Origin of the sequence: Haliscomenobacter sp. (genome assembly GCF_033763495.1) — a bacterium.
GTDB lineage: Bacteria > Bacteroidota > Bacteroidia > Chitinophagales > Saprospiraceae > Haliscomenobacter.
Window position 1 is genome coordinate 1 of sequence record NZ_JANRKL010000095.1, and the last position, 23033, is coordinate 23033.

Genomic DNA, 23033 nt, shown 5'->3' on the forward strand with positions numbered 1-23033 from the left:
GGCTCAAATCGTGAGAAATAAACAGGATAGCCGTATTGAATTCCTGCTGCAATTCGCGCATGAGCAGGATGATTTCCTTTTGTACCGTGGCATCCAGCGCAGTGGTGGGCTCATCCGCCAATAATAAGCTCGGGTTACAACACATGGCCATGGCAATCATGACCCGCTGCTTTTGACCCCCTGAAATTTCGTGGGGATAGGAGCGGTAAATACGTTCGGGGTCCTGAATTTTTACTTTGCCCAGCCATTCCAAACTTCGCTGACGCGCTTGCTGGGCGTTGAGGCCCAAATGAAGGCGCAGTACTTCATCAATTTGTTGGCCACAGCGTTGCAGGGGGTTCAAGGAGGTCATTGGCTCCTGAAAAATCATCCCAATCGCCTTACCACGAATCTGCTGCCAATCTTTAGCCTGGCAGTTTTGCAGTTGAAAGCTTTGTTCTTCAGTTGGTTGAAAGTGCAATTGTTGGACGCTAAGTTGGGCTTCGGTCGGTAGGAGGCCAAGTAAAGCTAGAGCAGTCATCGATTTCCCGGAGCCTGACTCACCAACAATGGCCAGGGTTTTTCCTTTTGGCAGTGCAAAAGAAAGGTCATCCACCACGGCGTTGGGGCCAAAGCGAATGGTCAGGTTTTGCACTTCCAATAAGTTCTTCATAAGGGTTTTAAATTGAACCACCTCAGGCATCTTCGGTCACCTTAGATACACACCCAATAAGTCTTAATTATCCGCAAGCCGCAATTCAATCACGTCCGGTTTGATGTCAATATGTAAGTTATCCGGTTGACTCAGCCAACGAATGAAGGTGTCCCCGAACAATTCCTTACGCCAGCCTTGAGTAAAAACCTCTTCGGCGAAGCCCGGGTCATTTTTGATTTTTTTAAACCAGTTGCGGGGCAAAGCCAGGGCATGAGAAATCCCTTTTTGCATACACTGATGGCGAATGATGAGGTATAAAAATTCGGTCAGGATTTCTTCGTTGGGGTTTTCTTCATCCTCGGTGGGCACCTGGCGCAGCAGAAACTTTTCGTCTTCGCTGATTTCCCGGATGTACAATTCATTCATCACTGGCCACAAATCGCCAGCAAATTTATCGGGAATGCGCCGGTTTTCGCGCAAACCGGCCCGTCCAGAACGCATACTGCGCACAATTTGGCTCATGAATTTACTAGGCAGCACCATTTCTTTGGAGTAGTTTTTTTCCTCTGCCGTTTTGCGCCGCCATTCGAACAAACGCAACAAAAACAGGCGTTCCCTCTTGTTCAAGGATTTCATCAAATCGCTGTTCAGCGCTTCGTGGTGGGGATCTCTGGCGTAATAAGCTTCCCGTTCCAGCGTCCGAAATTCTTCCTCTGCCCAATGTAAACGCTGATGCTTGTTAAGATCAGCTTCCTGTTTTTTCCACAAATCATACAGCGGTTCAATATCCTGAATAGCGTATTTGAGTTGATTCTGGTTAAAAGGCCGGGCTTCCCAATCCGCTACAGTAAAACTTTTATTGAGGTTGATCTTTAGTTCGGTTTCTACCAGTTTTTTAAACGCCAGGGGGTAGCGATACCCCAAAAAACCAGCCGCAATTTGAGTATCGAAGGTGTTTTTAGGAATGGTACCATGGGTGGCGTACAATAAGCGATAGTCGTTTTCACCTGCGTGAGTGATTTTGACAATTTTGGGATCCTCGATCATTTTCAAAAATGGACCCAAGTTTTTGAGTGGGAAAGGGTCTATTAAAAACAAACCGTGCTCCGTTGCCACCTGAATAAGGCACAAACGAGTGGTAAATCTTTTTTCCCCAACGAATTCCGAGTCAAAACACATCCACTCAATATTCGCGTTGATCTGACCAAAGTGTTCTAGTCCTTCCTTTGTAGTGATTAATTCAAATGCTTGCATCGACTTGTTTTTAGGGGCTCATCTTCCGCAAATATATCGATTCGAATTGGAATATTTTCCCAAAAAAGTTGTAACCTAGCAAAAGTAAAACCACGTCTAAAGATTTTGCAAACGCATTACATGGAAGAAGACCTACTTTTGGTTCAGCGCGTACTGAGGGGAGAACAGGCTGCTTTCCGCCAACTGGTGGAACAATACCAAAACTATGTCTTTACCATTGCTATGCGGGTGTTGAACTCCCGGGAAGAAGCGGAAGAAGTAGCCCAGGATGTATTTTTGAAGGTGTACAAGATGCTGGGCAGTTATCGGCAGGAATCCAAATTTAGTTCCTGGCTCTATGCCATTACTTACCGAACGGCGATTGACAATGCCCGCAAGAAAAAATTACCTTTGCAAAGCATTGAGTCCGGAAGTACAGCATTCCAGGCACCAGATGTAAATAGCAAGAGTCCGGCAGAGCTAACCCAGGACAATGACCTCAGGAATCAGGTACAGTCGGTCATCAACCGGCTAAAACCCAGTGATGCCAACATCATTACGCTGTATTACCTGCATGAACAATCGGTACAAGAAATTGCCGAAATTACGGGTTTGAGTGTGACCAATGTCAAAACAAAATTGTTTCGTTTAAGAGAGCAGTTGCGCCAGGAATTGACGGCCAGCGCTTTGGATCAACACTAAAGGGCGATAAAAAATAAGTGTTTCAATTTGTCAAAGGATTAGATAAGTAAACGGTTCATTTTAAGTTTCTTATCTAATCCTTTGACTCAGAAAAAATGAATACTTATTTTTGCCCGCTACTAAGATATGGAAAATGCACAGTCCATTTTAATCTGGAAATACCTCGATGGGGAGTGTACTCTTCAGGAAAAAGAACAAGTTCAGCAATTGCTGATTCAAGATGCCACCTTTGCCGAGGAAATGGAGCTTGCCAAAAGTTTGCAGGAAACCCTCAGAACCATGGAGCCGGAACAACCCTCCATGCGTTTTAGTGCCAACGTCAGTGAAAAATTGCCGAGTTTGTATCGCCCCGTTCACATTTCTACGGATATCCTCCCCAAAGGTTTGGTGCGCTTGTTTGGCAGTTTGGTGGGCACCGTTGCCGTTCTGTGTTTAGGGCTGTTTTTTGCAGGCCAGGGCGTGCTGGGGCAACCCGCTGTGATTGCTCAACGGGAAATCAATTTTATGGGTCATTACACTTTGAATTTAGGCGTTTTTTCCAATCCCATGGTCTTCAGTGCTTTTTTGGTTTCACTGGCAGTGTTGAGTTATTTCTTGATGGATTTTGCCTTCAAAAAATGGATTTTGAAAAAATAGAGACCATTAATAAGATGTTGCTATCTTGGAATCATTCTTACAATGAAGTTCTCAAGCAACATGATTGTCAAAAAAACTGGTCTCTTCCTCCTCTTTGCGTTGCCACTTTTGTTGGCCTATCGCCCTTCCACTCCGCTGGACTCCAAGCCCCAAAAGCCCAATATCATCTACATTTTTGCCGACGACCTCGGGTACGGCGAACTTGGGGTGTACGGTCAGGAAAAAATCAAAACACCTCACCTTGATCAATTGGCTGGTGAAGGTATCCGCTTTACCCAGCATTATTCCAGTGCACCGGTTTGTGCCCCTTCGCGCTGCATGTTGCTGACAGGCAAGCATCCAGGGCATTCTTACATCCGGGGCAATTATGAGTTGGGCGAATTCAGTGATGACATGGAAGGTGGCCAGATGCCCCTACCCGAAGGAACGGTAACCATCGGGCATATGCTCCAAAAAAACGGTTACCGTACCGGGATCATTGGCAAATGGGGGCTAGGGATGCACAATACCACCGGGAACCCCAACTTGCAAGGCTTTGATTATAGTTACGGATATCTCTGCCAAAAGCAGGCACACAACTACTACCCTACCCACCTGTGGGAAAACGGAAAATGGGACACTTTGAACAATCCGCCCATTTCGGTGCACCAACGTTTGTCAAGCACAACTCCTTTCGAATATTTCATTGGCAAAGAATATGTAGTGGACAACATGACGGCGAAGGCCTTGAAATTCATTGAGCAGGGCAAAAGCCAGCCATTTTTTCTGTACCTGGCCTTTCCTCTACCCCATTTGTCCTTGCAGGTGCCCGAAAAAGCGCTCACGCCTTACCTTGGCAAGTTTGCAGAGCAGCCCTATACAGGAGACAAAGGTTATGCCGCTCAGCGTTACCCCCTTTCGGCTTATGCAGGTATGATCTCCTACCTGGATGAACAGGTGGGCATTATCATAGCGGCCCTCAAAGCTCAGGGGCTGGATGAAAATACCCTGGTGATGTTTTCAAGTGACAATGGTGCCACTTTTGATGTAGGCGGGGTAAACGCGCCTTTTTTCAACTCAGTCCAAGGGCTGCGGGGACTAAAAATGGATGTATACGAAGGTGGAATCCGGGTGCCTTTTATCGCTCGTTGGAAAGGAAAAATTCAAGCTGGGCAAGTGAGCGACCACCTTTCGGTGCAATACGATTTGATGGCCACCCTCGCGGATTTGCTCAAACTTGAAGCGCCCAAAAATGACGGTATTTCCTATTTGCCTACGCTTTTGGGTAAAAAGGACTTGCAAAAGCAACATCCCTTTTTGTATTGGGAGTACCCTGAAAAAGGTGGGCAAATCGCAGTGCGAATCGGCAATTGGAAAGGGGTAAAAACGCAGATGAAAACCAATCCCGCCGCCAAGTGGGAATTGTATGACTTGAGTAGCGATCGGAGTGAGCAGAAGAATCGCGCCGAGGAGCTCCCACAACGGGTAAGTGATTTGGATAAGGTGGTGGCGCGGGAGCATGTGCCTTCGCACATTAAGGATTGGGAGTTCGTAAGTCCCAAGTTCAAACGCAACTAAAGTGCCTCTTAGGTGCCTTAAGTTTCTTAGGTGGTGAAAAAAGAAAAAGCCTTGCGAAGCAAGGTATTAGTTTCACCACCTAAGAAACTTAAGGCACCTAAGAGGCACATCAGTGATTAGGCGTTGAAGGTCAGGCGTTCGCCTTTCTTGTCTTCAAAAAACTGCCCATGCTGGTAAGCCAGGTGTCCACTCACTACCGTAGCCTCCACCTGCCCTTTAAAGGTATGCCCCTCAAACGGTGACCAGGCACATTTGTAGTGAAGATTGTCCTTTTGCACCGTCCATTCCTTGTTCAAATCCAGCAAAACCACATCCGCCCAGGCGCCCTCATCCAGGTAACCCCGCTGCTGTACATTGAAACATTGCGCCGGGGTGTGACACATTTTTTCCACAATTTTTTCCAGACTGATCAAGCCCTGATGGTAAAATTCCAGCATCACATTCAGGGTATGTTGCACCAATGGTACGCCAGATGGGGCCTGAAAATAGGAATTTTGCTTCTCAGTCCAGGTATGTGGAGCATGATCGGTGGCAATGATGTCGAGACGGTCGTCCAATAAAGCCGCAAGTAAAGCTTCCCGATGCCGTTTTTCTTTTACCGCCGGGTTGCACTTGATTTGGGTGCCAAATGTCACGTAATCGTCGGCACTAAAATAAAGGTGGTGTACACAAACCTCCGAGGTAACCCGCTTTTCGGCCAATGGAATGTCATTGCGGAACAAGGCCAATTCCTCCGCGGTGGAAATGTGCAGAATATGCAAACGAGTGTTGTATTTTTTAGCCAAATCAACTGCCATGCTCGAAGACTTCCAACAAGCCTCTACATCCCGGATGATGGGGTGCATGGCAATGGGTACTTCCTCGCCATAACGTTCGCGCATTTTTGCCTCATTGGCTCGGACGGTATGTTCGTCCTCACAATGAGTCGCAATCAACATGGGAACCTGAGAAAAAAGTGCCTCCAGGGTTTGGGAGTCATCTACCAACATATTGCCCGTGCTGGAGCCCATAAACACCTTGATTCCACACACATTTTTGGGATTGGTTTTGAGGACTTCTTCTAGGTTGTCGTTGGAAGCGCCCATAAAGAAGGAATAATTAGCCAGCGATTTTTGGGCAGCGATTTGGTATTTTTCTTCCAGCAATTCCTGGGTCAAAGTGGGAGGTTTGACGTTGGGCATCTCCATAAAAGAGGTAACTCCACCCGCTACTGCTGCTCGGGGTTCGGTGTACAAGTCGGCTTTATGGGTCAAACCAGGTTCCCGAAAATGTACCTGGTCATCGATGATGCCCGGCATCAGAAACTTGCCCTCTGCGACAATTTCGCGCGCACCAGCGGCTTCAATCACGCCGCCAACTTTGCTGATTTTACCATTTTCTACCAATAAATCTCCACTGATGATCTGCCCACGATTGACGACTTGGGCGTTTTTAAACAGAATTCTGGCCATGTGTGTACAGTTGTGGGAGCGAAATAAACCGATTTTGGGCAAATCGTGCGGATAATTTCAGGAAAAATGAGGTATTTCGCGGAAAAAGTTGAGGAGTTGAAAAGTTGAGGAGTTGAGTTCCCGGTCGCTGAGCGGAGTCGAAGGTCGTGGGAACTCAACTCCTCAACTTCTCAATCTCCCTCAACCCCAAGATACAACTATGAAAGAAATCCTCTCCCCCACCTTCAAAGTGGGTATACTCGGCGGCGGCCAACTCGGCAAAATGTTGGGCCAGGCAGCCTCCAACTGGCATTTGCCACTGTATTTTTTGGATGAGTCGCGAGATTTTCCGGCGGGGATTGTCGCTGCTGAATTTATAGAAGGCAACTTCAAAAATTACGAAGATGTGCTCGCCTTCGGCCAGGGTAAAGACGTGCTGACCATTGAAATTGAGCATGTCAATACTGCAGCGTTGGAGTTGTTGCAAGCCCAAGGGGTAAGTGTACATCCCCATCCAGAAGCATTGGACTTGATCAAGGACAAGGGATTACAAAAGTTATTTTATCAGGAGCACCAATTGCCCAGTTCCCATTTTGAATTGTTTGAGGATGAACACGCGGTGCGCCACGCCGTACATTCAGGTCGGTGGCAGTATCCTTTTGTACAAAAATCTCGTACCGCAGGTTACGATGGCAAGGGTGTAGCGGTGATAAAAAACGAGTCGGACTTGCAGCATAAGTTATTGCAGGGTTCCTGTTTGCTCGAAACCCTGGTCGACATCCAAAAAGAGCTGGCCGTGATTGTGGCACGCAATCCCAGTGGTGAAATCGCCGCTTTCCCGGTGGTAGAAATGGATTTTAATCCCGAAGCCAATTTGGTGGAATTCCTGATCTGCCCGGCCCGGATTGACCCGGCCATTGAGCAAGCGGCCATCGAACTCTCCAAAAAAGTCATCGAAACCTTCGGGATTTGTGGCTTGCTGGCAGTCGAATTGTTTCTCACCAAAGACAATCAAATTTTGATCAACGAAGTGGCGCCCCGCCCCCACAACAGTGGCCACCATACCATTGATAGTTGTTACACTTCCCAATTTGAGCAGCATTTGCGTGGCATCCTCAATCTGCCACTGGGCAGTACGGCTATGAAATGCCCTTCGGTGATGGTCAATTTGTTGGGGGCCGAAGGATTCAGCGGGCCAACGCGGTATGTGGGCCTGGAGGGTTGTTTGGCTTTGCCGGGAGTCAAGTTGCATTTTTATGGCAAAAGCACGACTAAACCTTTCCGCAAAATGGGGCATGCTACGGTGCTGGCGGAGAGTATTGAGGAGGCGGTAAGGGTGGCTAAGCTGGTGCAGGAGAGGTTGAGTATACAGTGTTAAATTTTTCACCACCTAAGAAACCTAAGGCACTAAAGATACACCTAAGACGATTAGGTGGAAAACTGAGTTGTCCCTTTAGTGCCTTAGGTTTCTTAGTTGGTGAAAAAAATCAAGGTACCAATTTCAACTTATTGAACTGCACCGACTCAATCTTCCCCTTCGAATAAAACAGTGGAAAGTACTGATCGTTCGCCCACATCTCGAACAAATTGCGGTAATGCGGATGATCAGGATTACCCGATTGCCCCGGCGTATTCGTCGCCAAGCAATAATCCCAATTCCCGGTATCTACCACCAATCGAAAACTAGCTCCATGAGTCTGGTTGAAATTTCCCGAAGTAGCTCCAACTGTTTGGGAGCTTCCACCTCTGGATAGTGGGCCATGATCCAGTTTTTTGCGCAATTCCGGAGCGGCAGCACTACTCAAAGGATGGCGGATTAGCACATGTTTGTATTGCTCTTGTCCGTATTTCCATTGACTGCGCCCTTGCCCGGCCAGGCGAGTCTCCAAATTGCGCACGGCAGCCCCGAGGGCTTTGGTCAGAAAAGTATTCCGATCTTGTACTGGGTTCTTTCCAAATTTTCCGTCAGGCAGCATCAAAAACTCCAATGTGCGATAAACAGGCATTGTCACCAGGGTGCGGGCCTTCTCCGGCAGAAGCATTTTTTCCAATTGGCTGCGCAATTCCCTTTCCCAGGCATCGTACAGCGTTGCCGCGATGGAATTTTTTTCCAACTTAAAATCCCATTGCAACAATTGTTGGCGCGCCCATTCTGAGCTGGTATCCGCACAAGGCAAATTGCGCAACAAAGGCACCAGATTCCGCGCAGGAATGGACAAATAATCCGTTTGCAGGTTCATAAAATCCTGTAAGGTATGCCTCCGCCCTGTACCCAACACCTCCGCACAACGATCGCCCCGATAAGGATCAGACCACTTATACCCTATCGCTTCCCAATGCTGATAACCATTGGGGGTGACATTTTCATTGGCGGTAGCCCAAAATCCCTGTTCAGGATTCAACACATTGGGGCGTTCTAAAATCGGCAAATAGCCATCCCATTCGTAGCGCCCATCCCCAGGTACCGGCACCAAACCGCTGTGCTGCCGACGAATTGGGGAAATGCCCACCGCCTGCCAGCCAATATTGCCAGCCCGATCGGCCCAAATCATGTTTTCAGCAGGAATATGACTGAATCGACATGCCTGTCGAAATTCTTCCCAATTTTTGGCCTGGCCCATGCGCAAACTGGCCAAATACGGCGCGCCTCCTACCTCCAGCCAGGCGCAACGAACAGCACAAGCCGTTTTAAGGTTCCGATCTTCGTGAACCACGGGGCCGTGATGGGTGTATTTGTGTTCCACAATCACGGGAGCGCGGCCCTTGACCCGGATGGTGTCTTTAATGATGCGCATGCTCCGCCACTCGGTCCCAACTTTGTACAAGTTGGGATTGTTGGGGTGGGTTTCGTATACGTATAAATCTTCGGCATCGGTTGCATAAATGGTGAGTCCCCAGGCTCCGTATTCATTGTGGCCGATCGATACGCCGGGAATCACTGGCTCACCTCCCCCAATCACATTCCAGCCTGGTCCCACCAGGTGTGTCATGTAGCGCAAGGAAGGTGTAGAAATGGCCCGGTGGGGGTCATTTGCCAACATGGGGAAACCACTTTGGGTCAATTTGCCACTGACAATCCAGTTGTTGCTACCCACATTGGCGCTGCGATCAGCCTGAGCCGTTAGGTATTCCTGAGTTTCGAGGGCCGCCAGATTGGCGTAATTCTGTGGGTTGGGGTTGCGAATTGCCCCGATTAAATCTTCGGGTTTGAACCTGAGGGGTTCCCGGAAAGCTTTGTACAAGTGGAGAACATCCTGCTGGAAAAGTGCCACCGGGATTTTGGGGTCAAGGTGCAAATCGGGTTCCTTGGGGTGAAACCACTGTAGTTCTTTCAATTTGTCAGCACCAAGAAGGGCAATAGCCCGGGCATTGTTTAATTCATCACTGACATTTTCCAACAACCCCTGGTGGCGGGAGATGACGATTTCGGGTGTCCATAAGCCCGGTTTGATGCCCAGTAGCTTGAACTCCAGAGGCAACAAGTCCGGTTTGGCCTGGGTTTGTGCAATCCAGGCATTTACTCCTGCCACAAATGCAGTGATGATTTGTTTTCCCCGGGGGTGGTAATGGGCCATTTCCTGCTCCATATCCCCTCGAAAGCGGAAGAGCCGGGCACCCCGGTCGCGGTCTAGTTCACGTTCGCCCAAAATTTCAGCGACAGTTCCTGTGGCTTGCCTGCGCCAGATTTCAAACTGAAACGTACGGTCGCGGGCAGCATAAAAACCCTGGGCAAAGAATAAATCATGCTCGGTTAGGGCATAAATATGGGGAACACCCCATTGATCCGTGATGATTTCCACGGCCTGGTCCAGTTGAGGAAGTTTGAGTTGTTCCTGGGCCTGAATGTTGGTAAGGGCTAAAAGAAGGAGGAGAAAAATGCTGTGTTTCATGTGGCTAACTTTGAGTACTAATCCTCGGTAAGTATAGCCAAAAAAGCAGAAAAATCAAGTAAAACAGGCTTAAAGCAAGTGATTATTTTTTCTTACCATGACCATTTCCTGGATGTACAGCTTTGGTTGGATGTACTTTGACCGGAGCGGAGGCGTCGGCCACCGCATACTTTGGTCTAAAACGGATTTGGTGTTCGCTATTGTAAATTTGTGGGTTGTCGATGTCAATGTCCAATTCAAATTTGGAGGCATTGAGCAGGTTGATATTGCCCAACCGAGCAGGTAAATCCACTGTAACGGTCCATTTGCCTGCCTGAAAATGGATGTAAACCCTCTTTTCGATGTCAAAATAAAAGTTGTACTCGGGGAAATACACATGCCTGGTTTTGGCGCGAAAGCCATGTGCGGGTGCCCAAGGTGGTGGCCCCTGGCCATTACTTTTGCTTTGAGCAGCTATTTCAGTACTCAAAACCAGGCTTACAAGGGCACATAGGAGTAGTTTATAGATCATATGTTTACTTTTTATACATCAAAAACGACAGGATCGTGTGCTATGGTGTACCGCAGGTCCAAAATACTTGCATTGATGTATAAGGTTTCACCGACCTGCCGAGTTCCATAAGCTTCGTGAATGTGCCCACACAAATGCACTTTAGGGGCAATCCGCTGAATAACCGGGAGCAAGTCTTCGCAACCGACCAACGCACCACTCACTATTCGGTCATGGATGCCATAAACTGGCCCATGAGTAATGACGATGTCGCTGTTGGCAGGAATCAGTTCCCAGTGTTTTCGGATATCAGCACCTCTTTGGCGGTTAAAGGCCCAGTCGTAAAACCAGGGTTGAATGGGGGAACCCCAGATTTTGATGCCTTCAACTTCCACTCCGGAATCGTTCAGGTAAATCAGGTTATCGGGAATCAAGGCCTGAATTTCTGAGGCTGAGGCATTTTCAAAAAAGAAATCGTGATTGCCCGCAATGAATATTTTGTAGGCATAGTCAAGGCCGGAAAACCAATCCAAAAATCGTTCCACTTCGGCCTTCAGGCCCCGTGAAGACACATCGCCAGCGTGCAAAATGACATCACCCGGCGGCAGGTCAAATTGGTGTTTGCCATGGGTATCGGAAATAGCTACAAAACGCATTCTGATCTAATTTAAGCTGAGCAAAAAGGCCATACTATCTACTCCATCAGGATAATCCCAAAGGGAAGGCTCCTGCGATTTACCAAACGCGAAAGTTTTGGCTTTTAACACATTGGGCTGGGCAATAATGCATTGAATGGCTTCCGCCTGGCGCTCCAATTCGATTTCTACAGCCTCTAGCGAATCGTAATATTCGTAATGCAGGGAAGCAATCCGTGAATGTAGGGAAGCTTCTTCGATCATCAAAATGCAACCGTTGGCCTGGTATTGCACTTTATTGAGGATGTACAGCGCAAAATTGTAGTCAAAATTGTTCTTGTACTTCTGGTGCAAAATGATGTCGCGGTATTCGTGCAAAGCCTCCAAAAGGGGAACAAAATCATACCCTCTGGGCAAATACAACTTAGCAACGTTGCGGCAGCCCAAACCAAAGTAACGAAAGACATCATGCCCCAATTCATGCAACTCATCTGTACTTTCGTTGCCTGTCAATACGGCAACCCCATTGCGGTTTTTGCGGATGATGTTGGGGTATTTGCCAAAATAGGATTCAAAATAACGCGCAGAATTGTTGCTGCCTGTGGCAATCACGGCATCCATTTCCAGAAGTCGTTCGGTGATTTCAAAATACGCCGTGGTAGCTGGGTCTATTTTTTCCAGCAATTTCAACAAATATGGCAGGAGGTAAGGATCTTTTTCCGACAGCTTAATTTTGGCCTTGTGCCCAGCAACAAACACACACAATACATCATGGAAACCTACCAAGGGTAAATTGCCCGCCATAACCAGCCCTACAGTTTTCATGGTGGTTTCGGCGGGGATAGTATAGCTGCTCAGCCATTCTTCCAGCGCAGCAGCAGCTAAAAATTGTTCAGCAATGGCAGCAATAGCCCGCTCCTGGTTTTCTGTGGTGAACCAGGGGTTGTGGTGCGAGGTACGATGGATGACGGCTTTGAGGTAGTCGTCTTCACCGCGTAGGTGTTCACCGAATTGAATTGCTGCCTGTATACGTTGTGAAAGCGTCATCTTTTTTGGATTCTTTCGGCCTCCCACGGATTCATCCGTGGGAGGCCACACAACAAAACCAACCCACGAATTTATTCGTGGGAGCTTAGTCGTGGGGACATATCTGAGGATGATCCTCTTGTGTCTGTCTATATCTTTTTTCCCACGAATGAATTCGTGGGCTCGTTTCTGTGTGCCTCCCCACGGCTAAAGCCATGGGTTGCTAAAGCTGACTCATGTTCCCTTTTGCCGAAGATTTTCGGCCCTCCAGATACACCCGCCAATGCTCCAGGGCTCCTTTAAAATCGTCGGGCAGCTCGGATTCAAAGTGCATAAATTTATTGGTGCGCGGATGAACGAATCCCAATGACTTGGCATGCAAGGCATGGCGAGGCAAAAGGTCGAACATGTGGTCCACAAAAGTTTTGTATTTGCTAAAGACGGTGCCTTTCAATATCTCGTCGCCTCCATACTTTTCGTCATTGAACAAGGTGTGCCCGAGGTATTTCATGTGCACCCGGATTTGATGCGTACGGCCAGTTTCAAGCGTACACTTGATCAAACTCACGTAATACAAACGTTCGAGTACTTCGTAATGGGTAACCGCCCACTTGCCCTGGTCGCCTTCCGGAAACACCGTAAAATCCTTGCGGAAGCGAGGGTGACGCCCCACATGGGCGTTGATGGTACCCCGATCCTCTTCCGGCTCACCCCAAACCAGCGCGTAATAAGTCCGCTCAATGGTATGGTAAAAAAATTGCTTGGCCAAATGACTAAGCGCAAATTCATTCTTGGCCACCACCAAAAGGCCGGAAGTATTTTTGTCGATGCGGTGGACCAGGCCTACCCGTTCCTGGAAATTACCTGTCGACAATTGATTCGGATCGAGTTTGAGGTGATATGCCAGTGCATTGACGAGGGTGCCCCGAAAGTGCCCAACCCCAGGATGCACTACCAGGCCCGGGGGTTTATTGACCACCAATAAGTCCTCGTCCTCATATATCACTGAAAGGGGAATATTCTGTGGTACAATGCGGTATTTATCGGTGGTAGATTTGGGCAAAATCAAGGTAATTTTTTGCCCGGGTTTGATCTTGAAATTAGGTTTAATTTCCTGGTCATTGACCAATACAGAACCGGTTTTGATGGCATTTTGCACCCGATTGCGGGACACATCCCCGATTCGATCCATCACAAACTTGTCTATCCGCAAAGGTGATTGCTTTGCATCAACCTCAATAATCCGATGCTCGTAAAATTCGTCGGTGAGGCTGTCGGAATACTGATGATTATTGTCTTCTGGTTCAATTCGTTCCTGCTCCATTACTCCGACTCTTGAATATTTAAAAGGCAAAGGTACATTTAAGTAAGCACACCTACAAACTCAAGTGGGGAGATTACATTTTCATTTTACACATAGATATTTATTTTTTCCTCAATCGTTACAAACCAAAACGAAGTAAATCGACGTTATTTCCACAAAATGAGTTTTATGAACCAAATAAAAATCAGCCTGGCACTTGGATTGGGCTTATTGATAGTCAACAATTTACAAGCGCAAAATCCCACCCCGCAACAAAATCAGGATATTAACCTGCGCAGCACGCAAGCAGCGGCGTTTGGGGTTCAGGACCAAAGATTAATCGATATGATGATGCCCTTCGTAAAGGGAGTAGGGCGCAACATCACCAGCCTGGATAACTTGCGCGAACAAAGTGTAAAACCCTTTATGATGCCCGTTAGGGAGATCGAACAGGTAGGTACCGAAATGAGTTACACGCTGGCCGCATGCCTGGAATTCTACTACAATCAGGACAATAACTACAAAATCAACCTCAGCCCGGACTTCATTACCCTCAATCTGCTGGGGCAAAACCGAGGGCTACAATTTAAAGACGCCTTTCAGTTTTTATCACAAAACGGAACCGTAGATTCAGCCATTTTGCCCTATGGCTCACAAAAACTGACCAATGCAGTGTACAATGCCAGCAAGTTTCGCATCACCAATTACCTGCACATTTTCACGCCATTGACCAAGTCGCTGCAAAAAATCTTTGAAATCCGGAAAGCATTGGTAAGAGGAAATCCGGTCATTGTAGAGTTCAACGCTGATCCAAGTCTGCTTCAGGCCAATGGCAAAGACATCTGGATGCCAACCGGTGTACCTTCACAAGTGTACCCGATGGCAGTGGTGAGTTTTAATGAGGACAAACGGATGATCGAACTGATGAGTCCCTGGGGTAGCGACTGGGGTCGTGCGGGATACATCTGGATTTCTTACGATCATTTTGGACAATTGGCTCAAAACGGTTTTGTGGTATTGCCCATCGGGCAGTAATTTACTACTTGCGTTTTCAAGCAAAAAAGCCAGGGTGCACAGTCGGCCACCTGGCTTTTTTGTTTGAAAATTTAACACACAAAATACGAGTTTATTTGAAAAAGCAATTTACTTTTACACATACAAAGTCTTGCCCATCAATTGGTCTGAATTAGAATTTATACACATCATAATTCCATTTAAATGCTGACCCGACCCATGTCCCGGCTGTTGCTCTGCCTTGTGGCTTTTTTGATTTCCATGATTTGCTTAAAAGCCCAGAATGATTGCAATTGTAGCCAATTCCCCGTTTTGCAAGTAAAATCAAAATGCTACTTTGTCCTGAGCAAAGCAGACTTGGGTATTTCCAAATGCACAGATTCTTACATTGTAGTTCAGGATGGAAAAACCAAAAACCGGGATACCATTGACGCACCCGGCACATTTGATTACAACCTTTATTCCAAAGATGGCCGTTTATTGTGCATCGGCAAAGTAACCGCGGTGGGGGCTTATGGACCACAATTGGATTCGGTACAATTTTCGAAGGACACCTTACCTTTTACGATAAATTTCGAAAAATTATACTGCCAATCGATTGGTTTATTAGGTACAAATGCCTCTCCAAAATCCTGCTACACATTTCGCTATACTGCCGATGGCAAACTGGTCGAAACTGACTTCATTGCAGATACTGTTCCCAACCTCGGGCTTCCTTTTTTTAGCATGGGTTGTCATGCACTTACTCCCTGTGGAATCACAGCCAGAATTGATGATCGAATTGAATACCCCGATTGTAAAACCAGCCTGCAATCTGGTCTATTTGCAAACATCAAAAGAACCTGGTTGGCCAGAGCTTGTATCAACCAGCCAGAAACCCCCTTTGCCACTCAGTACATACCCATTCGCCGACCAACTAAAAAAGACCTGCAATGGAGTATTCCCATTTTTAAAACCAAAGAATTGACGGTGCAATACGGCGATTGTACTTTGGATAAAAGCCAAATTCCCCTTGAATCCATCATCCCGGTGGTAGGAAAGGAACAGGCCAAAATGAATGGCCAGGTTTTGGGTTTGCAGTATAGTTACGCGCTGAGTGAAAAAATCGATACAGTTTGCAACAAAACCGGGCTGAAATTGCGTAGAACCTACCTCATTTATGATGAATGTAAAGATCAGGTGATCGATACCTTTGTGGCAAATTTCATCCCAGGAGCATCTACGAAAGAATCGATCGTGGCAAATGATGCCGTAGTCAGGGTCAATTTGCCAAAGGATGTTTGTTCACTAAAAATTCCCAATCGAATCGACACCATAAAAAAGCTGCTGAACTTGACCATCAACCCAAATTGTCCCATTTCATTCATCAATTGGAGGGTGGTAGTACTCAGTGCACCCGGACAAAGGCCTTTTTCCAACCCCATCGAAGTTAAGCCCGACAACGACTCCTTGCGCATCTTTGCAGGAAAGTACAAGATTTACTTCGCGATGCTGGACAGTTGTCAAAATTTGTATACCAAAACGATTGATTTTTCGGTGAAAGAGCCTGGAACGCTAAATGTGACCTGTCCCGCTCCCTTTGGCATCAATTTGATTCCTGTTGGAGGGGTCTACGAACGGAGAAACCTTTCTGGCAAAACGGATCGACAGGCTTGTGGGTTGATTGGTGGTTTGCGCAGAATCGTTTCGCCAGACTGTGTAAATAATTACCTTCTGACCGACTACAATTCTGACCGAGATCTTGATATTTTGGAACACTTTGAATTGATCAAAACGGGCCCATTTGCTGGCCAGTACTACACCCCCTGGTCCGATTTTCTGATTGCATTCAGCTGCGACAACAACAAAAGGGTTTATTACGAGTCGCGCCTTGTTTCTGGAAGTGGTAAGGAAGGCATATGTTCCAGTTATTTTGATGTAGGTGCTCCGACCAATTTATCCGCAAAAATCGAAGTGGACAAGGTAGTGGCCAAGCCTGGAAGAAGCACCTGTGTCCCTATTCGGGTAAGTGGGTTTAACGAAATGATCGCCGTACAATTTAATGTAAAATTTGATCCAGCAGCCCTTTCCTTCGATTCGATTCATTTGCCCCCTCATGGTATTAATGTTTTGCATTCCAAACCTGGCAAAACCACTGACCACATCATTTTTTCCTGGGTTTACAATGGTACCAAGACTGCTTCTTTAAACAATCAAGCCATTTTGCTGGAAGTGTGTTTTAGCCCTAAAGTACTGGGCAGCAGCAAAATCTGGGTCGACACTACAGCTACCCTGGAGTGGATTGACCGGACGGAAGGCAATTACAACATCAAAACCCAGGTGGGCGAATTCCAGGTACTCAAGCCGGGTGACTACCAAAGTCCCATTCGGGAAATCCAAAATTCCAGCCCCTTAGATGTTCAAACTGACAAACAAAAAATCCCCGACATCAAGGTATTCCCCAACCCAAGCCAGGATAAAGTCTTTATCAGTTTGCCCGCATCCTGGACTCCAGAAGGCAAAATTGTGTTGAAAGACTTGCAGGGACGGGTGCTTAAACGTCAGGAAATAAACACATCACTCACTACATTCGGCTTGGGAGATCAAGTTCCAAATGGGGTCCATCTGTTGGAAGTACAAAGCCAAAATCAAGTTTGGACGCAAAGTCTGGTTGTCCTTAAGCCATAGTTTTACTCTTCCGAAACTCCACAGGCGACATTCCCACCAACTGTTTAAAAGTGGTATTGAATGTCGTCTTGGAGTTGAAGCCCGCCTCAAATCCAATTGCCAGAATGGTAAGGTGTTCCATTTTGGGGTCACTCAACAACTTTTTACTTTCTTCGATGCGGTAGTTATTGATGAATTGGTAAAAATTGCGCTCAAAACCCTGGTTGATCAGGTGAGAAAGCTCGTGCGTGCTACACCCCATCAGTTTAGCCAGTTTGGGCAAACTAAGTTCAGAATCGAGGTGGGGTTTTTCTCTTTCCATTAAACTCAGAAGTTGCTTCCTTTGCGCCTCGTCCACACTTGAAGCGCCTGAATGGGCCAAAGGTTGTTCCTGAATAATTGCTTCGATCTCCACCAATTCTTGCGGAGCAAAAGGATAAATCTCTTTTTGTTGAATGGCATAAAACCCCAAATAAAAGGAACCCAACCAATAAATCAAGCTCATTCTTCCATCTAAAAAATTGGTATAAAAGATGATTTCAATCCCCCAAAAAAGCAGCAACAAGGCAACACCTTTCAAAAAATAATTAAACCACTGTAAATCCGTGCCATCCTGAGTGGAACTCACTTTTTTCAAGTTTTGTTGGTGCTGTAAAATGCGCCGGTAACTCAAAACCATATACACCACACATTGCACAAAAATCAGGGCAAAAACAACCATTTCAACGGGTTCTAAAACCGTTTCTTTTTCTTTCAATACTTTAAGAAAGGCCAATTTTTCTGCTTTAGACTCCAAAAAAGCAGGGATGCTCAACAGTAAAATCAGGTAAGCGGGAATAAAATGCCATAAACTTTGCCAGTAAAACCGACGGCTGGGTTGTACAAAATGAAAAGCAGCCCAATAAAAAGCAGGTGCAATGCCAAACAAAAAAGGATCAAAGACATTGTAAAAGTGTGGGTACTGGAAATAAGTTCCGGAAATAATCAAGGCATCATCGAGTTGCAAAAATCCTACAAAAATAACGAAGGCCGCCAACCAGCGATTGGCCAACCTATTGGTAGTTCGTCCCTTTACAAGCAATACAAAGGCCAAATAAAAAAAACTACTCGCACTGATGGCATTGATGAGCATAATGTTTCCTGGTCAAATGAGTTTCAAAAATAAAACCCATTTGACCAGGATGTTTATTTCCAAGATAGATTTAACGCAGCAATAACAACAGGTCATTGTTCAAGGCTGTGCGTGCCTCTGATTCAACTTTGCTACCACCATTATAGCTGTTGTAACAAACGACGAGCACCAGCTTTTTCTCTTTGTCCAGAATCAGACTACAATTGAACCCCCCAGTTCCACCATCGTGAAACAACAAAGTACCGGTTTTATCCGCCGTTTTTAACAGGTGCCAACCTAGACCTACTTCGACCATATCCGTCAAATTTTTGGCATTTTTTAGGGTAGACACCTGAGCAGTGCTCATGGCCTGACCGAGTGGGGTATTGGGTGGATTGAGACAAGCTGCACCATATTTGAGCAAATCGCTAGTGGTAGACCGTAGCACACCAGCACCATCAAGAGCTCCCAGGCTTTCCCAAAAGTCTACTTTTTTACCACCCCGGTGGCCATCGGCCATGCGGTTTTTTTCCTCGGAACTCAGTTGAGCTTTGGTCTCAAAAAGGCCCAATGGTTCACACATTTTTATGCGCAGGTAATCGCCATAATTCATTTTGTTTTCCCTCGCCAAAATGGTCCCAGCCAAACCCAAGGCAGTATTGGAATACTCGTAAGTGGTGCCAGGGGTAGCGTTCAGTTTTCCTTTTTCCAAATAATCGAACAACTTGGCTTCGCTGTATCGGGCCAATTCCTTGGCATCGTCGTTCAACAACAAATTCAGATTGCTGGGAAAATAGGCTAGTCCTGAAGAGTGGTTCAGGATTTGTTTAAAATTGACACTTACTCCGTCCTTGCTCAGGGTCGGAATCGAACTGGGTAAAAAAGGCTGTATTGGACTCTCCAAACTCAGTCCTTTTTCGTTCAGCCATTGCACCATCGCTGCTGCCGTAAAGGTTTTAGTGATGGAGCCAATTTCAAAAAAGGTATGGGCATCCGGGACTTGTTTGCCCCCTTTTTTGATTTCCCCATAGCCATAGATGCTGCTTTCCCCGTTTTTCCAAAACCCCACCGTCATACCCACGGTATTGAGGGCGTTGCGGTGCTTTTGGACCAAGGCGTCAAGGTCTTTGTCCAATTGACTGACCAGTGGATTGTTGCTCAACTCAGCGGGAGCAATGGGGTCTTTGGTGCAGCCCAAGATCGCCCCAGCGACCAATAGGCTCATTACAATTGCATTCTTCATGTCGGATGTATTTTCTTACAAAGGAAGTGCCCAAGCCGGGTTTGAACGTTCGGATGGATAGAAGCGAACGTTAAGGAAAAGCAAAAAACTGTACCTTGGAAAGTAAAAACTTTAAGGAATGCGCTTTTTAATCTTTTTTCTACTGATCCAGCCACTTTTTGCTCAAAAACCAATCTCCCTGTACTCTCCCAATGGGGATATTTACTTTGAATTGCACTCTGATTCGGGTAGTCTGTTTTATTCCCTTAGGTTTCAAAAGCAGCCAATTATTGAGAGGGCCAGTTTAAATTTGCATTTCCAGGATTTTGATTTGGACCACAATGTTCGGATTGGAAAATTTAGGCACCAGCCCATCCATGAAAATTATGAATTGGTGGTGGGAAAAAACCGCTTGATCCAAGCTGAAGGGCGTGAATTGCAATTGGAATTGTTTACGAAATCAAAGCCAGTCCGTCAAATCAACTTCATCGTGCGGGCCTACAATGATGGAGTAGCCTTTCGGTATAGCTTTCCCAAACAAAAGAATTGGCAGGAATATACTTTGCTCGATGAAAAAAGTCATTTCAAGTTACCTGGCAACCCAAAAGTACATGCCCTTTTGTTGCCCAGTTACACCACTTCACACGAAGGACATTATACCAGTACTGATCTCCAAGGGCTGGAAGTGAATAAGCTGATTGATATGCCCTGTTTGTTTCAGTTTTCGGAACAGGCCTATCTCGCCATTTCAGAAGCTGCCCTGCGCGACTATGCCGGGATGTATTTAAAAAAGGATGCAGATGGGAATTTATCCAGTGCCTTGTCGCCCTTACCTGGGCAAACAGCCATCAAGGTAAAAGCAAAACTCCCTCACCAAACACCCTGGCGCGTCTTATTTATTGGCTCAAAAATCAACACAATCCTGGAATCCAACCTGCTTACACACCTCAATGAGCCTTGCGCCATCGTGGATGTTTCCTGGATCAAACCAGGCAAAGCCACCTGGACCTGGTGGAATGGAGACGTGATCAAAGGAGTGAATTTTCCGGTTGGTCAAAATTTTGCCAGCCACCAATACTACATCGATTGGTGCCTGGCCAACCAAATCGAATACCACTCCATCATTGAGCATGGCAACCGTTCCTGGTATTACACCGAAGGTGAAGGTTTTGATCCTCCACCGCCCGGGGCCGATGTAACCCGCCCCCTGGACAGTTTGGAAATGGATCGCCTAGCAGCCTATTCCCGCAGCAAGGGGGTGGGCTTACGGGTGTGGGTGCATTGGAAACCACTCTCTGAAAAACTGGAAGAAGCCTTTGCTCTTTACCAAAAATGGAACATCAAAGGTTTGATGGTCGATTTTATGGATCGCGATGACCAGGAAATGGTCAATTGGGTGGAAAAGGTGCTCAAAACGGCCGCCAAATATCAACTTCATGTCCAGTTTCACGGTGCGTATAAACCCACAGGTTTGCACCGCACCTATCCCAACGAGTTCACCAAAGAGGGTGCACTCAACCTGGAAGGCCTGAAATGGAGCAATACCTGTGACCCCGAGCACAACCTGATGATCCCTTTCACCCGACTGATTGCAGGAGCAACGGATTACCACGCTGGAGGGTTCAGGGCAGTTCCTAGGGAGCAGTTTAAAGCCAATTTCATCGAACCCAATGTTTTAGGCACTCGTGGACATCATTTGGCTTTGTACGTGGTTTTTGAAAGTTATTTGCACCTGGTTTCAGATTATCCACAAGCCTACCAGGATCAGCCGGGATTCGAGTTCATCCAACAGGTGCCTACCTCATGGGATGAAACCCGCATTCTGAGTGGGCAGGTGGGGGATTACATCGTAAGTGCCCGACGGAAAGGCGATCAATGGTACCTGGGGGCGATGACCGATTGGAGTGCCCGGGAGTTAAACCTCAAGCTTGATTTTTTAAGCCCTGGCAAAAAATACCTCGCTACCCTCTTCAGCGATGCCGCAGATGCAGATTCCAATCCCAATCATTTGGAAAAAACCACCATTGAACTTGGGGCGGGTTCCACCATCCAACTCAAACTGGCTAAAGGAGGGGGAGAAGCCATCATTTTCACCCCCTTGAAATGATTGGTTGGGGCGATTTATTTCTCAAATTCCACAATGTGCTCCGAACGGTAAGCCCCCAAATCGGAATATTTAAAAAACAAACGCGCCCTTTTGCCCAGTCGCAAACAGGTGTTTTTGCTGGCAATGTCTTCTGGCGTATTCATGGGTTGTAAAGATGGGTACCATAAAATATGCCCTGGGCGTTTGAGCAACAATTTGGGTTTGCTCCAATTTTGGGAATTGTCCCCTTTGCCCAAATCAGGATTGGTATTGAAGGAAATGTATAATTCATCCCCCTCCCAGGAAGGGCCTTCTACCTTGCCCATCAGCATCACCCAACAATTCAGATAAGTATTCCAACTCACCGATGGGCCCCAGTGGAATTGGCCCTTGGGTGAAGAAGCTGGTCCACCACCTGCATCGCGTGGAATTTGCAAGGATGCAACCGGCGCTCCGATGCCATTGTAAGGTCGGGTAAAAGCTTGGCCATCCCAACGTTTGGCTTTGCCTACCGGGTTATCCAGGTCACTCAATTTGATGCGGGCCACACTGATGCATTGTCCACTCCATTCTGTAGCAGGGTCGTAGGCGGTGGAATCGTATACCCCTGGAAAGCCGTATTCGCCATAAAACAAATACAAATAATCGCCACTGGCGACCGCCGAAGGGTCCCCTACTCCACCCGCAAAAGTATTGGAGGTATTGAAGGGTTTGAGAATCATGCGGGGCTGCAAGTCTTCGAGGAACAAACCTCGGTTGTCCCAACTACGCCCTCCATCCAGGGATTTCATGATGCCGATTCGGCAAACCGCCGCAGGCGAGGTTGGACCGGTGAGGCCACGCGGCCAACGGTAGTTGATGTAGCCTTCACCCGTAGCGGAATCGTAGGGCAGGGTTTGTGGGTAATTTTCGTTGTGGTACACTGCATAAAGGGTGCGACCGCTGGGGTCTTTGGCATCCTGGTACACGGTTTCAAACCAGGCGGCTCCGTGGAGCCCAGGGGTGCCAATGGGCACATTTTTGGGCATCCGTGGCTCGGTAAAGTCTTCTTTTTTGCTTCTAAAGGCCTCATCGGCGTTGCGGCCATTGGCAAATTTCAGGTCGCGGGCATCGCCCCAAAGGGGGTCTTCGCCGTATTTGCCGGGAAAAATGCGGAAAGTATCACCAATCCACGCTTCCGCCATGTTGCAATCCACAAAGGAATTGAAATAAAAGGTGTCGGCGGGCAGGAGTTTGAACTGGGGCTCGGTGGCAGTTTCTTTGGGTACGGGAATACAGCTTTCAGCCAAAAAAAGGCTCAGCAGTAGCAACATGGCTGCTTGGAGGAAGAGGGTAAACTTGCGCATGGTGTAGGTTTTAGAAAACTTATGAATGTGGTAAGCGGCACTTCGACTACGCTCAGCGACCGCGTGCGTTGC

18 protein-coding genes are annotated in these 23033 nt (G+C 47.0%); 7 read left to right on the forward strand and 11 right to left on the reverse strand.

Annotation, left to right across the window (positions count from 1 at the left end):
• Both SFV55_RS09810 and SFV55_RS09815 read right to left on the reverse strand, forming a co-directional pair.
• Positions 1–652 (reverse strand): ABC transporter ATP-binding protein (locus tag SFV55_RS09810; protein ID WP_320029317.1); only part of this gene is annotated, 652 nt, incomplete at its 3' end.
• Between the two features lie 63 nt (positions 653–715).
• On the reverse strand, positions 716–1888 hold the full coding sequence (locus SFV55_RS09815) for a ribonuclease D (RefSeq protein WP_320029318.1): 1173 nt from the start codon (positions 1886–1888) through the stop codon (positions 716–718).
• A gap of 120 nt (positions 1889–2008) precedes the next feature.
• Between SFV55_RS09815 and SFV55_RS09820 the strand changes: the two genes are divergently transcribed.
• The 3 genes from SFV55_RS09820 to SFV55_RS09830 all read left to right on the forward strand — a co-directional run bounded on the left by SFV55_RS09820 (position 2009) and on the right by SFV55_RS09830 (position 4762).
• A complete protein-coding gene (locus tag SFV55_RS09820) occupies positions 2009–2569 on the forward strand; it encodes an RNA polymerase sigma factor (protein ID WP_320029319.1) in 561 nt (186 codons plus the stop codon).
• Between the two features lie 126 nt (positions 2570–2695).
• Positions 2696–3205, forward strand: a complete 510-nt coding sequence (locus SFV55_RS09825) for a hypothetical protein (protein ID WP_320029320.1) — start codon at positions 2696–2698, stop codon at positions 3203–3205.
• Positions 3206–3247: 42 nt separating this feature from the next.
• On the forward strand, positions 3248–4762 hold the full coding sequence (locus SFV55_RS09830; RefSeq protein ID WP_320029321.1) for an arylsulfatase: 1515 nt from the start codon (positions 3248–3250) through the stop codon (positions 4760–4762).
• Between the two features lie 116 nt (positions 4763–4878).
• Here SFV55_RS09830 and SFV55_RS09835 read toward each other — a convergent pair whose 3' ends face one another.
• On the reverse strand, positions 4879–6213 hold the full coding sequence (locus SFV55_RS09835; protein WP_320029322.1) for a dihydroorotase: 1335 nt from the start codon (positions 6211–6213) through the stop codon (positions 4879–4881).
• Between the two features lie 199 nt (positions 6214–6412).
• Between SFV55_RS09835 and SFV55_RS09840 the strand changes: the two genes are divergently transcribed.
• Positions 6413–7570, forward strand: a complete 1158-nt coding sequence (locus SFV55_RS09840) for a 5-(carboxyamino)imidazole ribonucleotide synthase (protein WP_320029323.1) — start codon at positions 6413–6415, stop codon at positions 7568–7570.
• A gap of 109 nt (positions 7571–7679) precedes the next feature.
• Here the strand turns inward: SFV55_RS09840 and SFV55_RS09845 are convergent, their stop codons facing one another.
• The 5 genes from SFV55_RS09845 to SFV55_RS09865 all read right to left on the reverse strand — a co-directional run bounded on the left by SFV55_RS09845 (position 7680) and on the right by SFV55_RS09865 (position 13557).
• Positions 7680–10082: a penicillin acylase family protein gene (locus SFV55_RS09845; protein ID WP_320029324.1), complete on the reverse strand. Its 2403-nt coding sequence runs from the start codon at positions 10080–10082 to the stop codon at positions 7680–7682.
• A gap of 82 nt (positions 10083–10164) precedes the next feature.
• The gene (locus tag SFV55_RS09850; RefSeq protein ID WP_320029325.1) at positions 10165–10593 is read right to left on the reverse strand and encodes a hypothetical protein; all 429 of its coding nucleotides are present in this window, start codon (positions 10591–10593) and stop codon (positions 10165–10167) included.
• Positions 10594–10604: 11 nt separating this feature from the next.
• Positions 10605–11228: a metallophosphatase domain-containing protein gene (locus SFV55_RS09855; protein WP_320029326.1), complete on the reverse strand. Its 624-nt coding sequence runs from the start codon at positions 11226–11228 to the stop codon at positions 10605–10607.
• Positions 11229–11234: 6 nt separating this feature from the next.
• Positions 11235–12254 (reverse strand): acyl-CoA reductase, encoded by a 1020-nt coding sequence (locus tag SFV55_RS09860; protein WP_320029327.1) that lies wholly within the window; start codon positions 12252–12254, stop codon positions 11235–11237.
• Positions 12255–12456: 202 nt separating this feature from the next.
• Complete coding sequence (locus tag SFV55_RS09865; RefSeq protein ID WP_320029328.1) at positions 12457–13557, reverse strand: RluA family pseudouridine synthase; 1101 nt, start codon at positions 13555–13557, stop codon at positions 12457–12459.
• Positions 13558–13725: 168 nt separating this feature from the next.
• Here SFV55_RS09865 and SFV55_RS09870 point away from each other — a divergent pair, with 168 nt between their 5' ends.
• On the forward strand, positions 13726–14571 hold the full coding sequence (locus SFV55_RS09870; protein ID WP_320029329.1) for a C1 family peptidase: 846 nt from the start codon (positions 13726–13728) through the stop codon (positions 14569–14571).
• A 291-nt stretch (positions 14572–14862) separates the two neighbouring features.
• Positions 14863–17217: a T9SS type A sorting domain-containing protein gene (locus SFV55_RS09875; protein ID WP_320029330.1), complete on the forward strand. Its 2355-nt coding sequence runs from the start codon at positions 14863–14865 to the stop codon at positions 17215–17217.
• Here the strand turns inward: SFV55_RS09875 and SFV55_RS09880 are convergent.
• Positions 17207–18328, reverse strand: a complete 1122-nt coding sequence (locus tag SFV55_RS09880) for an AraC family transcriptional regulator (protein ID WP_320029331.1) — start codon at positions 18326–18328, stop codon at positions 17207–17209. The genes SFV55_RS09875 and SFV55_RS09880 overlap by 11 nt on opposite strands.
• 70 nt (positions 18329–18398) lie before the next feature.
• Positions 18399–19550: a serine hydrolase domain-containing protein gene (locus SFV55_RS09885; RefSeq protein WP_320029332.1), complete on the reverse strand. Its 1152-nt coding sequence runs from the start codon at positions 19548–19550 to the stop codon at positions 18399–18401.
• A gap of 118 nt (positions 19551–19668) precedes the next feature.
• Here SFV55_RS09885 and SFV55_RS09890 point away from each other — a divergent pair, with 118 nt between their 5' ends.
• Entirely contained in the window at positions 19669–21636 is a 1968-nt protein-coding gene (locus SFV55_RS09890; protein ID WP_320029333.1) for a glycoside hydrolase family 97 protein, read from the forward strand.
• Positions 21637–21650: 14 nt separating this feature from the next.
• Here the strand turns inward: SFV55_RS09890 and SFV55_RS09895 are convergent, their stop codons facing one another.
• The gene (locus SFV55_RS09895; protein ID WP_320029334.1) at positions 21651–22961 is read right to left on the reverse strand and encodes a hypothetical protein; all 1311 of its coding nucleotides are present in this window, start codon (positions 22959–22961) and stop codon (positions 21651–21653) included.
• Positions 22962–23033 lie beyond the last annotated feature (72 nt).